The following is a 14,321-nucleotide window of genomic DNA, read 5'->3' on the forward strand; positions in this document are numbered from 1 at the left end:
TGCTTTGTATAGTTTATTGTCTATGTTCCTCTAGTACAGTTGCTAATTTAATCACCTTCTGCACAACATCATTATTGTCGGTAATTGGTGTGTAAATAGCGTTAAGCCGAACCTTTTTACCAGATGAGGAATACCTATCAAAAATACCTTTATTCAAATGGCCATTCCCTAAGTCCTTCCAAAAATTTTTATAATCTGCGCTTTGAGAATCTTCTTCTGACACAAATATCTTGTGGTGCTGCCCTTCTATACTACTCAAATCATACTCCATAGCTTTCAAGAAATTCTTATTAGCATCAATTATTCTACCTTCAGGAGTAAATTCAATCACCGCCATTAAACTTTGCAAACCTGCCAGCAAAGACTGACTTTCTGCACTTTGCTTCTCAATTTCCTTGCTCTTTCGCATTACCTCTTCTTGAGTGGCTTGCATTTCCTCCATATTTTGACGCATTTCCTCTTCTTGAGCTCTCATTTCCTCTGTCTGTTGCTGAGATTGCTCGTAAAGCTCAGTAGTTTTCTGATTGACTTTGGCAGTATTTAATGCAACCGCTATACTCTCTCCAGCTTTTTCCAAGAATTCTCTTTCATATTCCTTTAATATCCTAAAACTGGCCAATTCCATTATTCCTTCAATATACTCATCTCGTTTTACGGGCGTAATGACAATTGATCTAGGATTTGCGTCTCCTAATCCTGACTTAATATTGATATAATTTTCAGGTACTTCAGTTAAATAAATACTATCTTTTTCCTGATAAGATTGTCCTACTAAGCCTTCTCCGGGTTGAATTCTCTTATTGATCTTTTTTCTTCTATCGTAAGCATAACATCCTTCCAACTCCAAGAAAATATCATCTCCTTCTTCTTTTACTATGAAAAATCCACCTTGATTGAGTTTCATATACTTTACTAAAAACTCAATGACCTCGTAGGTTAAATCCTTCAAATTATTCCCATTATCTCTAATAATATTAGACAATTCTGCTAGTCCTTTATTGGTAAAACGTTCTTGTTCTTCACGTATAGCGCTTTTCTTTAAGCTTTCCTTCATATCTAATAAAGCACTACTTAGGGGATCGTTTTCATTTAATTCAAATTCTTTTTCATAATTGTTATTCGCAATTTCCTTGGCGAATAAAATGTTAGTCTGAGTGATTTTGGCTTGCTCTTCACTTTCTATTAACTTTTGAAATAGAAATTTCGAACGATTCCTACTGTAAACAGAATAGGAAGCAGCAATTAATACAGCTATTGCCACAAGACCAGCATGGAAAATAAAGGTTTGCAAATCCATATAATCAAGCTGGGTGAAATAAATGGTTTGGTAAACTTCATTATTATTTACAAATCCCAAATATTGGATATAAGCAAAAATTCCATGATGAATCACAATGAAGAGTGTTGCAGGAATAAAGACTTTAAAATTCTGATATGCCATTAAGACTATGACAGCAACAAAGGCAGTAAAGTGCATTTCAAATAAACCATGCATTTGATAAATAAATTGTGCCATGAAAATTGCCAAGACTAAACTACCAATATAATGGTGTACATAAGATCCTTTCAATAGAACCTTTATTCCAAAGTATAAGATCAAAGAAAGAGAACCTACTCCTAGCCCCACTAACCATGTATCATAAAAAAAGGCTAAGAACAAGCCAAATAGATAGTATCCACCAATCGTAATTTCTGTTACCATATCCGCCCTTTTATAAATTTCGTCAAAATAGGGCGTAAATTTCCCCTTAGAAATAGCTGTCATAAACTTAATAAGTTAAAAAATTTATCAATTCTTGTATTGGTATTACCATTGGCAGGCAATTCACATCCATATGCTATAGTAGCCAATTCAGGAAAGACTGGAGCCTCCTTACCTTCCACCATTGCAGAAAGAGCTAAACTTGCAAACTTTGTATTTTGAGTAGTGCAAAACCGTGCTTTGTTGTAATTACCGCTAAAGTATATTTGTTGGTTTTTGATTAATACTGCTTGAGGTGTGCTGTAAACACCTAATTGTTCTGCAATTGTGCCTTGTTTATCTAAGTGGATGTCAATTCCTAAATCATACTTCTCTCTAAAAGTTCGGATTTCACTTTCTTTTTTATCAATTGTTTCCAGAATTGCTAAAAATTTAACCTCTGACTCATATTGGATAACAAGATTCTGAAATTCCTTTATATTAAATCTTGAGCAAGGACAATCAAAATTGTAGAAATGAATGAAGAGTTGTTCATCAGCTTTAATTCCTAAAGAGGACAATAAATCAATTGATAAAGAATCTCCACTTTCAATATTAATATAATTTTTCGGGACTGGTGTTGGTTTTGAAAATCGCCATTCCTGATGCCAAAAAATAAACCCTATCCCTGTTAAAATGGATAAGATAAAGATAATCGAAAAAAATATTCTCATGTAATACTCCCCTATAATTTCCTAAACTAATACTTTTACGTCAATATTGTTTTAGAAAATACGAAATAAAATGAGGAATTGGATTTCAGAAAAGTTAATTAATATTTCTTTTTTGCATATGACATAAAAAAACTGTCAGGATTTAAATATTACCTATTTAAATCCTGACAGTTTAATCTCTTAAATTCTAAGTGTATTTTAGTAATTAATATTTATCAGGTCTTCCCTGTTGTCTGTCTTTAACTTTTTCTTTGGCTTTTCTCACATGCCTTTTGGCCACTTCATAGCAATCTTGTCCAGCTGATACAAAACTATCGCCTTCACCGGAAACAAAAATATCATTTCCTGGCAAAAAGACTTTTGCATCTACAGTTTTTTCTCCGTTTTCATTATTTGCATTTGATTTAAGATATAAATCTATGCCTACGATTTGGTCATTGTATTTTGACAGCTTACTGAACATCTCACGCATGTGGTCATTCAAATCTTGACTTATATTAAAATCTACGGGTTCTAAAGTAATATCCATTATGATAAGTTATTTTGGTACAAATCTGAAGTTTCAATGGTTTCGGCAATTTGTCTTAAATCAGGTAACAAATTAAAAACCTGTTGTTGACCAGTTTCTGCCTCTTGATTATAACGTGCATTACGGAATGCAACCAAAGGCTCAAGATTGATTTCGCCTGGCAGTTTTTGATTATTAGACAACTCCCGAGCGGCCTGCCCTATTTCCTGAAGATATTCAAAAACCGTTTCTTTTACAGGCTCATTTTTTCTGAAATCTTCATAGGTCATACCATCTGTCTGGGCATTAACTTGCGCTATATTATCTACTATCCTATTTAAATGTTGTATGGTTTCTTGTAATTGCATCATACTATATTAATCGATTACAAGTGGGTTTTGTTGCGGATTTATTAAATTAAGGTCGCTTCTGAGGAGCATTGTTTCGCTTTTTTGTTAGTTAATTACCATAATTTGACCCTTCTGGTGCCAAGGTAAAGCCAACTGTCAAGGTATTTACTGATTGTTAAATGATATTTATTGTCACTAATTATCTCAATTCTGAATAAAAGTTAAAATTTAAGACCTTTTAAATCCCATCGGGATGAACTTATGGTAACTCTAATAAAGTTCACTCTCAAGTTCCGTAGGAACGACCTTATGATTTCTTGAGAAGGTCTAATTCAATATGAATGGACAGAAGCTAGTTGGAAACACTTTACTATATTATTGATCTTCAAGTTGCTTTAATAATGCCATTGACTTCAAAATCAACCCTTCACAACTTCTTTTCTTTTCAAATTTTCGCAATTTTCAATAGTGCAATCTCCATAAAAAACCAAAGAGTGGTGCTTGATATCTGAGCCTAATGACTTTCCCACTCTCTTTTTAATATCTTCAATACTGGGGTCTAAAAACTCTTTGATTTTAAGGCAATTATTGCAAACCAAGTGATCATGATGCTCATAGGTTAATGCCGGTTCGTAAAGTGCGTTTTTATCCTTAAAATTATGCTTAACCACTAAGCCACATTCTACCAATAAATCAATAGAATTATAAACCGTGGCTCGAGAAATTGTATACTCCTTATTTCTCATCCTCAAGAAAAGGGTCTCTACATCTATATGTTCATCCTGAGGCAAATAATAAAGCTCCTCCAAAACCGAATAACGCTCTGCTGTTTTCCTTAAATGTTGGTCATTTAAATATTCATCTAATATATTTTTTGCACGCTGCAAAATTTCCTTCATCACCGGTGTAGACTTTGACATCCTATAGTTCTTTAAATAATAAAATCTAAGTTAAGTTTTGAATATGAAGTTTAAAATACAAAAGCTGTATTTTATTAAAGTTTAAAGCAATTCTAAACAAGAATTCCAGAATTAACTTGTAGGCTATTTACAAAAGTTCTTAAAATTTACTAGATTGACGAATGATTAATCTCAAGACGGTTCCTGACTTAGGTCATGTTTTTGGAGCTAGATAGCTATTACTTTTGAAAAATAAAATTAGCACTTAATGAGAATATCTACAGTAAAAGAACAAGACATAGATTGTCGCCATTGCGGAGAAAAATGTGACCAAGAACTTATTGAAAGTCACGGTCAAAATTTCTGTTGCGAGGGTTGCCGTATGGTCTATGAAATTTTACTGGAAAATGACCTTGATAATTTTTATTGTGTTGCTGAATCTCCTGGCATCAGTTCCAAAAAGAAAAAAACTCATGATTTCGAGTTTCTCAAAGATGAAGCATTTGCTAATAGCCTATTAGATTTCAAAAATGAAGAAATCAGTAAGATTAGATTTTACATTCCGGCCATTCACTGCAGTGCTTGTATTTGGCTGCTTGAGAAACTTTATAAACTTCATTCCGGTATTATCAGTAGTCGAGTAGATTTCAATAAGAAAACTGTCATTATCTCTTTCAAGCATCAGGAAATTTCATTGCTTGAATTAGTAAAATTATTAGATTCTATTGCTTATACACCTGATATTCAATTAGAAAATAAAAAATCCACTTCTTCTCCCTATAGAAGAATATGGTTGCAAATTGGAATCGCAGGCTTTGTTTTTGGAAATAGCATGCTGTTCAGTTTGCCAGAATATTTTGGACTAAATCTGTTCGATGATGACATTATTTCTAAAATATTCCCTTTTCTAAATGCTTTATTAGCACTGCCCATAGTGTTTTTTGCTGCACAAGATTATTTTAAATCTGCATGGGGTGCGATCAAACAGAAACAAATCAATATGGATGTCCCTATCAGCATTGGGATCTTCACATTATTCACCTATAGTTATTATATCATTTTTTTCCAGTCAGGCTTGGGTTATATCGACTCGCTTTCCGGACTGGTTTTTTTCCTACTACTAGGGAAATATTATCAGCAGAAAACTTTTGACCACTTAAGGTTTGATAGAGATATTCAATCTTTCTTCCCTTTATCAGTAACCAAAATAAAAGGACAGCATGAGGAACAAGTGCTGCTCAATAGCATTATCCCTTCCGATATTTTAAAAATCAGAAATGAAGAAATCATTCCTGCTGATAGTCTTTTGATTTCGGATGAAGCTTCTATCGATTATAGTTTTGTAACGGGCGAATCTTTACCTGAGAGCAAGCAAAAGGAAGAATTGATATATGCTGGCGGAAGATTAAAAGGTACTGCAATTTTAGTACAGGTTAAGAAAAGTCCTTCTCAAAGCTATTTAGCCCAATTATGGGATGATGAATCCATTCAACAAGGTGCAAAAGCACAGGTTCAAAGCACAGCGGATAAAATCAGTAAATATTTCACAGCCGTGGTTTTAGGCATTGCTTTCATTGCACTTGGTAGTTGGCTCTATATGGGAGATTTCGAAAGTGGTATCCGAGCTTTTACCACCGTGCTTATAGTCGCTTGTCCGTGTGCGTTAGCTTTGGCGACTCCAGTAACCTTAGGTTACGCCATGAGAGTGTTGAGCAAAGCCGGCTTTTTCGTAAAAAGCACTCAATCTGTTGAGGATTTATCCAAAATTGACTCTATTGTTTTTGATAAAACAGGAACCTTAACTTATTCAGATAAAGCTGAGGTGGTTTTTGAAGGAAATATGCCAGAACATAAAGTATTAGCTGCTGTAAAAACACTATTTAATCAATCCAAGCATCCATTATCGCAAATCATTTACAACTGGCTACCCTTTTATCCATCTCAAGAAATTGAAGATTATAAGGAAATCAGCGGACAAGGAATTAGTGCTAGAGTAAACGGACAAATCATCAAATTAGGCAAGAAGCAATTTGTGGATAGCCAAGCAACAGATTTTGATAAAAAAGCCAACAGTTCTCAAGTTTTTATTAATGTAGATGGTCTGACTTATGGCTGCTTCAATGTAAAGCATGTTTTCAGAGAAAATATTGGTGATCTATTCAACAGCCTAAAGACTGATTACAAATTGAATTTATTATCAGGTGACCAAGCTGCAGAGAAAGAATATTTATCCCAATGGTTAGCAGAAGAAAACATGTTTTTCGAACAATTGCCAGGAGATAAGAAAGAATTTATTACCAAATGGCAAGATGCTCAGCAAAAAGTTATGATGGCAGGCGATGGATTAAATGATTCAGCTGCATTACGCAAAAGTGATTTTGGATTGGCCATCACTGAATCTACGCGTCAGTTTAGTCCTGCTTGTGACGGCATCCTTTTAGGCGAGAATTTGAAACAATTACCTAATATTATGAAATTTTCAAAAGCCGCTTTCAAATTAGTGATTGCAGGCTTTGTATTATCATTTTTATATAATGTGGTGGGCTTAAGTTTTGCAGTTCAAGCACTTTTATCACCCGTAATCGCAGCTATTTTAATGCCGATAAGTTCCTTTTCAGTGGTACTTTTAGCAACTCTGGGAACACGCTATTTAGCAAATAAATATTTATTGGAGACTGAAAATAGCAGGGATTTATGAACATACTGGTCATATTAATAATCGTGAGTTTGATAGTGGCAGGCGGCTTTTTAGTCGCTTTTATTTGGGCTGTTCGATCTGGACAGTTCGATGATGCCTCCACGCCTTCCTACAGGATGTTGTGGGATGATGCCACTACCAAAAAAGAAGACAAAAAGAGTAATCAATCAACTAATCATAAACAAGAATCACATGGAAATTGAAAAGTTTCATTATGACAACAAAGTCGTCAAATACTTTGCTATAGCAACAGTAGTTTGGGGCGCCATCGGGATGTTGGTAGGGCTTTTGGCCGCCACTCAGCTATTTGCACCGGAGGCTAATTTAGGTTCGGAATATACTACCTTTGGTAGGATAAGGCCTTTACACACTAATGCGGTAATTTTTGCATTTGTGGGTAACGCCATCTTTGCCGGAGTTTATTATTCCATGCAAAGGCTACTTAAAACCCGAATGTTTAATGATGCCCTTTCTTGGATAAACTTCTGGGGTTGGCAGCTCATCATTCTTTCGGCTGTGATTACCCTTCCAATGGGTTTCACTTCTTCAAAAGAATATGCTGAATTAGAGTGGCCAATTGATATTGCCATTGCTCTAATCTGGGTAGTGTTTGGTATCAATATGATTGGTACCATTATCAAAAGAAGGGAAAAGCACATGTATGTGGCCATCTGGTTCTACATTGCCTCTTTTGTAACCGTAGCCGTTTTGCATATCGTGAATTCATTTGCATTGCCGGTGAATTTTATGAAAAGTTATTCAGCTTTTGCGGGTGTTCAAGATGCACTAGTTCAATGGTGGTATGGTCATAATGCGGTGGCATTCTTTTTAACTACCCCCTATTTGGGCTTGATGTACTACTTTTTGCCTAAAGCAGCCAATCGACCAATTTATTCTTATAAATTATCGATTGTCCACTTCTGGGCTTTAATATTCTTATACATCTGGGCAGGTCCTCACCACCTATTGTATACTTCATTACCTGAATGGGCTCAAGCATTGGGTACTGCCTTCTCCATCATGTTGATCGCTCCATCTTGGGGTGGTATGGTGAATGGATTGTTAACCCTTAGAGGTGCTTGGGATAAAGTAAAAGAAGATCCAATCTTGAAATTTATGGTGGTAGCGATTACTGCTTATGGTATGGCGGTTTTCGAAGGCCCAATGTTATCCTTAAAAAGTGTGAACGCTATTGCACACTATACTGATTGGATTGTAGCTCATGTACATATTGGAGCATTAGGATGGAATGGATTCTTGACTTTTGGTATGTTATACTGGATGATCCCACAAATGTGGAAAACGAAATTATTCTCTAGAAAATTAGCGAATACTCACTTCTGGTTAGGAACATTAGGTATTATATTCTACGCCTTGCCTATGTATGTATCCGCTTTTACACAATGGTTAATGTGGAAAGAATTTACTCCAGAAGGTATTTTACAATACCCTAACTTCTTGTCTACTACCCTACAAATTATTCCAATGCATATGTTAAGAGCATTCGGTGGTTTACTCTACTTGCTTGGTGTATTTGTGATGGTATATAACTTAATCAAAACTGCAAAAGCAGGAAATTTTGTAGCTAATGAAGCAGCTGAAGCTCCAGCATTGGAAAAAGTTGTAAGCAAAGGAAAAGAGTACTGGCACAGAGTATGGGAAAGAAAGCCTATTTTCTTCACCCTCTTAACTACAGTAGCCATTTTAATTGGTGGAATATTCGAATTGATTCCATCTTTTATGATGAAAGATAATGAAGCTACTAAAATTGAAGCCGTGAAGCCTTATACACCTCTTGAATTGGAAGGTCGTGATATTTATATCAGCGAAGGTTGTGTGGGTTGTCACTCGCAAATGATTCGACCATTCCGATATGAAACGGAGCGTTATGGCGAATACTCTAAAGCAGGGGAATTTGTTTATGACCATCCATTCTTATGGGGATCAAAAAGAACAGGCCCTGATTTGCATAGAGTGGGAGAAAAATATCCTGACTCCTGGCATTTCAATCATATGTATGATCCAAGGTCTATGTCACCAGGTTCTACCATGCCGCCATATCCGTGGTTGTTGGAACAGCCTTATGATTTAGAAGGGCTTCCTGATAAAATCACGGTGATGAGAAAATTAGGCGTTCCTTATGAAGAAGGCTTTGAAGAAGAGGTTCAAGCTAATGCAATGGCTCAAGCTGAGGGGATTGTGAAAAGACTTGAGGCTGATGGAATTGAGACTGTTCCTGAAGCTAAGATTGTAGCCTTAATTGCCTACTTGCAAAGATTAGGTACAGATATAAAAGTTGCTGATAAATAAAATTGAAAAGACATGTTTAAGCACTATTTCGAAACAATTGATAATGTGGAAATTTTCCCCATCATCTCGCTGAGTATATTCTTTATTTTCTTTGTCGGCCTGATTTGGTGGGTGATAAGAGCAGATAAGAATTATATCAATAAAATGAAATCCTTACCCATGGAAGAGGATAATGTTACATACAAAAATGATTCTAAGGATGAAAAAAGTCACTAAAATGATATGGAGCAGCCTTTTCCTTTTAGGATTAGGTCTAAACCCACTTTTTGCACAGGTAGAAGAAACTGTGCAAGAGCTGGAAATTGAAAAAGTTAGCATGTGGGAGCAACTCATGCAATCAGAGCAAGGACGCCTATTACTATTAATAGGCGGACTTCTGCTTGTTTTAATTGTTTTAATGATTATTCTGGCAGTATTAATGTTAAAAACTGCTGAAATCATATTGAATAAAAAAGCTGCTGAAAAAGGTGAAGTTCGCATTTCTTTCTATAAGCAATTCAAACAAAAATGGATCACCGGTAAGTTTAAACCTGTTGACAAGCAAGGTGATATGATGCTGGATCATGATTATGATGGCATCAGGGAAATGGATTATGGAATGCCACCTTGGTTAAAATACATTTTTATTGGAACCTTTATTTTCGCAGTCTTTTATGTGCCCGCCTTTTTAATTTTTGATATTATTCCAGATCAACAAACGGAATATCAAGCATCTATTGAAGAAGCAGCACTAAGAGCAGAGGCTCGTACAAAAGCGGGTATGGTGCAAATAACAGCTGAAACTGCTGAATTGCAAACTGACGAAGAAGTTATGAAAGCAGGTAAGGTACTGTATAAAAAGAACTGTGCCGTATGCCATGCTGATGATGGTGGCGGTGGAGTTGGTCCTAACTTAACGGATGATTATTGGATCCATGGAAATGATATCAAAGGCGTATTTACCACAATTTCTGAAGGTGTTCCAGCTAAAGGCATGATTCCATGGAAAGGAAATCTGAGTCCTAAGCAAATTCAGGATGTATCCAACTATGTTTTAAGCTTAGTGGGTACAACACCAGCAAATGCTAAGGAGCCACAAGGTGAAATCAAAAAGCAAGAAAATGCAGAAGAACGCATAGAAGAAAATGTGGATGAATTGCCTGAGGTTGAAGAAGTGGAAGAATAGAGCCATTGCTAATGGTCGGTGTGCCACCAACCTGAATCTTGACTACATTTGAATCAGAAAAAAAGCAAGAACTAGCTCACTCATTTCAGTGTTTTCACTAAAATTTTCAGGGCAATAATTATAATTAGACCTGTCAGGTTTTCAAAACCTGACAGGTCTCAAATAATAGTATAGTAAAATGGATAATTTAGACCAAGAGCAATTTAGAGGGCAGCTAGCCACAGTGGGCGAGCAGGGGAAACGGAATTGGATCTATCCCAAAAAACCAAAAGGAATATTTCATAACTATAGAAGAGTTTTGGCTTGGTTGCTCTTGATTTTATTCTTCGCTGGCCCCTTCATTAAAATTGGAGGTCATCCTTTATTGTTGTTCAATATTTTTGATCGTCAGTTTATAATTTTGGGAAGTGTTTTCTGGCCACAGGACACACATTTACTTATATTTCTTTTACTGATATTTGTGGTCTTCATTTTACTTTTTACTGTGGTCTTTGGCAGGGTCTGGTGTGGCTGGGCATGTCCGCAAACCGTATTTATGGAAATGGTTTTCCGTAAAATTGAATACTGGATTGAAGGAGATGCTAACCAACAAAGAAAACTGGCTAAAGCACCGTGGACATGGAATAAAATCTGGAAGAAAACCACCAAGCAAGGTGTATTTCTCCTCATCTCCTTTTGGGTTTCCCATACATTTATGGCTTATCTGATCGGAATAGGCGAAATGTCAGAGGTGATTCAAGCAGGACCACAAGCTAACTGGAGTGCTTTTACTGGGTTATTGGTATTTACAGGGATATTCTATTTTGTGTTTTCCTATTTCAGGGAACAAGCTTGTACAGTTGTTTGCCCTTATGGGAGGTTGCAAGGTGTTTTCCTTGATAAAAAATCCATAGTGGTAATTTATGATTGGTTGAGAGGTGAACCTAGAGGAAAGTTGAAAAAGAATGAACCACAAGCAGATAAAGGCGATTGTGTAGATTGTAGTTTATGTGTGCAAGTTTGTCCAACAGGAATTGACATAAGAAATGGAACACAAATGGAGTGTGTAAACTGCACTGCCTGCATTGATGCCTGCGATGAGGTAATGCTCAAAGTCAATAAACCTAAAGGATTGATTCGATTTGACTCTGAAGAAGGCGTAGAGAAAAAGAAGAAAAAATTAATTACTCCTAGGGTAATGGCTTACTCGGCTGTCTTAGTGGTTTTGGTAGTAGCAATGGGATTTTTATTAGTAGGCAGAGCACCAATTGAAGTCACTTTAACCCGAACTCCAGGTTCTATTTATCAGATTAAGAATGATTCCATTATCAGTAATATGTATCAAATGGAAATGATCAATAAATCTTTTGATCCAATGAATCTGACTTATAAGGTAAAGCCAACGTCAGCCAATTTATTTTTTCCTTCTGGACCAATTGAAGTTTTAGAAGGACAAGAAAAAGACGAGGTTTATGTTTTCGTAGAAATGTCGAGAAATGAGTTCGCCAGAATAGATGAAAAAATTCAAGTTGAAATTTACCGAGATGATGAATTGATCCAAACTATTGATTCGAGATTCCCGGGACCAAACACATTTAGTAAAGCAAAATAATTATGCATTGGGGAAATAAAATAACTTTAGTATTTATCGGTTTTGTGATTTTGATCGTTTCCATGGTCATTTTCAGTACGCAGCAAGAGTTCGACATGGTGGAGGAAAATTACTATGAGGAAGAAATAGCCTATCAAGGTAAAATGGATGAAATCAAAAATGGAAATGAGTGGAATGGAACCGTTTCCGTGAAGCAAGAAAGCAATAACTTAGCATTGCTTTTTGAAGGCGCAGATAAAGTAAAGGGGAAGGTTAAATTTTTCCGTGCCTCAGACGCTAATTTAGATTTCTTTATCCCTATCTCTGAGGAAGTAAATATCCCTGTAGAAAAATTCAAAGCTGGTAATTGGAAAGTTTCCTTTAGTTGGGAAGCTGAAGGCAAAAAGTACTTTAAAGAAGAGCAGATTTTTATTCAGCGATAAGGATGATTTGGGCAGCACTAAGCATTGGTTTATTGGGCGGAATACATTGCACTTTTATGTGTGCCCCTTTGATGCTGGGCGTTTTCCGTAATCAATCCATGGCATGGGGATTTGCTGCTTACCAAACTGGTAGGATTATCACTTACATACTTCTAGGTTTAGCCTTAGCTTTTGTAGGAGAAAGTTTATCCATTTTAGGCTGGCAAAATAGCCTTTCCATTATCATGGCCATCTTCATAGTTTATTTTTATGTATTGCCAGCTCGTTTTCGATTTTTGAAATTCATCAACAAAATAGAATCCGTTCCTTATCAAAAAGTAAAAGATGGATTCAAAAAATTTATCGGCAAACAGGATATCCTATCTAGATTTTCAATCGGTTTGCTTAATGGACTTTTACCATGCGGACTAGTTTATTTAGCGCTTTTAAGTTCATTTGCTACCGAAACCATTATGGATTCTGTGGTATTTATGGCTGTTTTCGGGTTGGGTACCTTACCGTGGCTCATCGGTAGTGTCTGGGCTGGAAAAATAACCTTTAGAAAATTAAATGGCCTTACTCAGAAATTAAGACCAGTATTGGCGTTAACATTAGCTTTGTTTCTTTTCTTACGAGGACTGGAAGTACAATTTATTCATATTCCGCTTCCTGATTTAGGACAGACACAAACAACAATGGATATTCCTATTTGTGGGGAGAGGTAAGAATCTATTTTTATAACTTCCTACAACCCCTTCCAAAATCCCATATTTTCCATACTTTTGCTTATCAGGAAATTTAAGACAATAATTGAGTTACTATGGAATTGAAGAAAGTAGCAATAAACCACATTCACGAGCAATTAGGAGCTAAAATGGTACCTTTTGCCGGATATAATATGCCTGTTTCTTATTCAGGTTTAATTGAAGAACATAATACCGTCCGCAATGCAGTAGGGATATTTGATGTCTCTCATATGGGAGAATTTCTCATCTCAGGACCAAAGGCTTTGGATTTGATTCAAAAAGTTTTTAGTAATGATGCCTCTACTTTAGTTGTAGGTAAAGCGCAATATGGGTATTTGCCAAATGATAAAGGCGGAATTGTAGATGATTTATTGATTTACCGAATAGGTGAAGAAGAATATATGTTGGTGGTGAATGCCTCTAATATTGAAAAAGACTGGGAATGGATAGCTAAGCAAAATGAGGACTTCGGAGCTATTATGAAAAACATTTCTGATGATTTCTCTCTCTTTGCCGTACAAGGTCCAAAAGCTGAGGACACTTTGCAAAAATTGACCACTGCTATGGATTTATCTGCTATCAAGCCCTTTCACTTTCAAGTAGCTCCATTTGCTGATACTAAGTATGTGATTATGTCCAATACAGGTTATACTGGTGCCGGTGGCTTTGAAATTTATTTGCACAATAAAGATGCGGAAAGTGTATGGCGCAAAATCATAGATGCTGGTGAAGAATTCGGTATCAAGCCTATCGGATTAGGTGCTAGAGACACCTTAAGAATGGAAATGGGCTTTTGTTTATATGGAAATGATATAGATGATACCACTTCTCCAATAGAAGCAAAACTGGGCTGGGCAACCAAATTCACTAAAGATTTTATCAATGCTGACAATCTTAAAAAACAAAAAGAAGAGGGTGTTGAACGTAAATTAATCGCCTTTCATATGCTGGATAGAGGAATTCCAAGAAAAGGCTATGAAATTTTAGATATGGAAGGAAACGCTATTGGTTTAGTTACCTCCGGAACACAATCCCCTACTTTAGGTCATGGAATCGGAATGGGCTATGTGAAAACAGAATTTTCTAAGCCAGAAACAGAAATTCAAATTGCTGTTAGAAAAAATAAATTGAAGGCGCAGGTAAAGAAATTACCTTTAATTTAAGTTCTATACTTATTAATCTTAAAACCATTAACCATAAAAATCGAAAATCTCAATTACGGTTTTTATGGTTAATTC

Annotated in this window: 14 protein-coding genes; 9 read left to right on the top strand and 5 right to left on the bottom strand. The window is 35.8% G+C overall.

Going from position 1 to position 14,321, the window contains the following annotated elements; all coding sequences use genetic code 11:
• Nucleotides 1-13: 13 nt before the first annotated feature.
• The 5 genes from QYS49_RS18785 to QYS49_RS18805 all read right to left on the bottom strand — a co-directional run bounded on the left by QYS49_RS18785 (nucleotide 14) and on the right by QYS49_RS18805 (nucleotide 4,193).
• Nucleotides 14-1,765 (bottom strand): GAF domain-containing protein, encoded by a 1,752-nt coding sequence (locus QYS49_RS18785; protein WP_308349520.1) that lies wholly within the window; start codon nucleotides 1,763-1,765, stop codon nucleotides 14-16.
• Nucleotides 1,762-2,415 carry a TlpA family protein disulfide reductase gene (locus tag QYS49_RS18790; protein WP_308349521.1) on the bottom strand — a complete coding sequence of 218 codons (654 nt, stop codon included), beginning with the start codon at nucleotides 2,413-2,415 and terminating at the stop codon, nucleotides 1,762-1,764. Before QYS49_RS18790 ends, QYS49_RS18785 begins: the two co-directional genes overlap by 4 nt.
• A gap of 205 nt (nucleotides 2,416-2,620) precedes the next feature.
• The gene (gene hpf, locus QYS49_RS18795; RefSeq protein ID WP_308349522.1) at nucleotides 2,621-2,944 is read right to left on the bottom strand and encodes a ribosome hibernation-promoting factor, HPF/YfiA family; all 324 of its coding nucleotides are present in this window, start codon (nucleotides 2,942-2,944) and stop codon (nucleotides 2,621-2,623) included.
• A complete protein-coding gene (locus QYS49_RS18800; RefSeq protein WP_308349524.1) occupies nucleotides 2,944-3,291 on the bottom strand; it encodes a hypothetical protein in 348 nt (115 codons plus the stop codon). The genes hpf and QYS49_RS18800 overlap by 1 nt, the downstream gene beginning before the upstream one ends.
• Nucleotides 3,292-3,692: 401 nt before the next feature.
• Complete coding sequence (locus QYS49_RS18805) at nucleotides 3,693-4,193, bottom strand: Fur family transcriptional regulator (RefSeq protein WP_308349525.1); 501 nt, start codon at nucleotides 4,191-4,193, stop codon at nucleotides 3,693-3,695.
• Between the two features lie 247 nt (nucleotides 4,194-4,440).
• On the opposite strand from QYS49_RS18805, the gene QYS49_RS18810 reads away from it, so the two are divergent.
• From QYS49_RS18810 to gcvT, 9 genes are all read left to right on the top strand, one after another.
• Nucleotides 4,441-6,870, top strand: coding sequence for a heavy metal translocating P-type ATPase (locus tag QYS49_RS18810; protein WP_308349526.1), 2,430 nt, complete (start codon nucleotides 4,441-4,443; stop codon nucleotides 6,868-6,870).
• Nucleotides 6,867-7,073 (top strand): cbb3-type cytochrome oxidase assembly protein CcoS, encoded by a 207-nt coding sequence (ccoS, locus tag QYS49_RS18815; protein WP_308349527.1) that lies wholly within the window; start codon nucleotides 6,867-6,869, stop codon nucleotides 7,071-7,073. The genes QYS49_RS18810 and ccoS overlap by 4 nt, the downstream gene beginning before the upstream one ends.
• Entirely contained in the window at nucleotides 7,063-9,180 is a 2,118-nt protein-coding gene (gene ccoN / locus QYS49_RS18820) for a cytochrome-c oxidase, cbb3-type subunit I (RefSeq protein ID WP_308349528.1), read from the top strand. The genes ccoS and ccoN overlap by 11 nt, the downstream gene beginning before the upstream one ends.
• Before the next feature lie 12 nt (nucleotides 9,181-9,192).
• The gene (locus QYS49_RS18825) at nucleotides 9,193-9,396 is read left to right on the top strand and encodes a cytochrome C oxidase Cbb3 (protein ID WP_308349529.1); all 204 of its coding nucleotides are present in this window, start codon (nucleotides 9,193-9,195) and stop codon (nucleotides 9,394-9,396) included.
• Nucleotides 9,380-10,345 carry a c-type cytochrome gene (locus tag QYS49_RS18830; RefSeq protein WP_308349531.1) on the top strand — a complete coding sequence of 322 codons (966 nt, stop codon included), beginning with the start codon at nucleotides 9,380-9,382 and terminating at the stop codon, nucleotides 10,343-10,345. The genes QYS49_RS18825 and QYS49_RS18830 overlap by 17 nt, the downstream gene beginning before the upstream one ends.
• A gap of 178 nt (nucleotides 10,346-10,523) precedes the next feature.
• Entirely contained in the window at nucleotides 10,524-11,936 is a 1,413-nt protein-coding gene (gene ccoG / locus QYS49_RS18835) for a cytochrome c oxidase accessory protein CcoG (protein WP_308349533.1), read from the top strand.
• 2 nt (nucleotides 11,937-11,938) lie between these two features.
• The gene (locus QYS49_RS18840) at nucleotides 11,939-12,358 is read left to right on the top strand and encodes a FixH family protein (protein ID WP_308349534.1); all 420 of its coding nucleotides are present in this window, start codon (nucleotides 11,939-11,941) and stop codon (nucleotides 12,356-12,358) included.
• A 2-nt stretch (nucleotides 12,359-12,360) separates the two neighbouring features.
• Nucleotides 12,361-13,062, top strand: coding sequence for a sulfite exporter TauE/SafE family protein (locus QYS49_RS18845; RefSeq protein ID WP_308349535.1), 702 nt, complete (start codon nucleotides 12,361-12,363; stop codon nucleotides 13,060-13,062).
• Nucleotides 13,063-13,157: 95 nt separating this feature from the next.
• Nucleotides 13,158-14,246 (top strand): glycine cleavage system aminomethyltransferase GcvT, encoded by a 1,089-nt coding sequence (gcvT, locus tag QYS49_RS18850; RefSeq protein WP_308349536.1) that lies wholly within the window; start codon nucleotides 13,158-13,160, stop codon nucleotides 14,244-14,246.
• Nucleotides 14,247-14,321 lie beyond the last annotated feature (75 nt).

The sequence above is a fragment of the Marivirga salinae genome, from assembly GCF_030503855.1.
Classification (GTDB): domain Bacteria; phylum Bacteroidota; class Bacteroidia; order Cytophagales; family Cyclobacteriaceae; genus Marivirga; species Marivirga salinarum.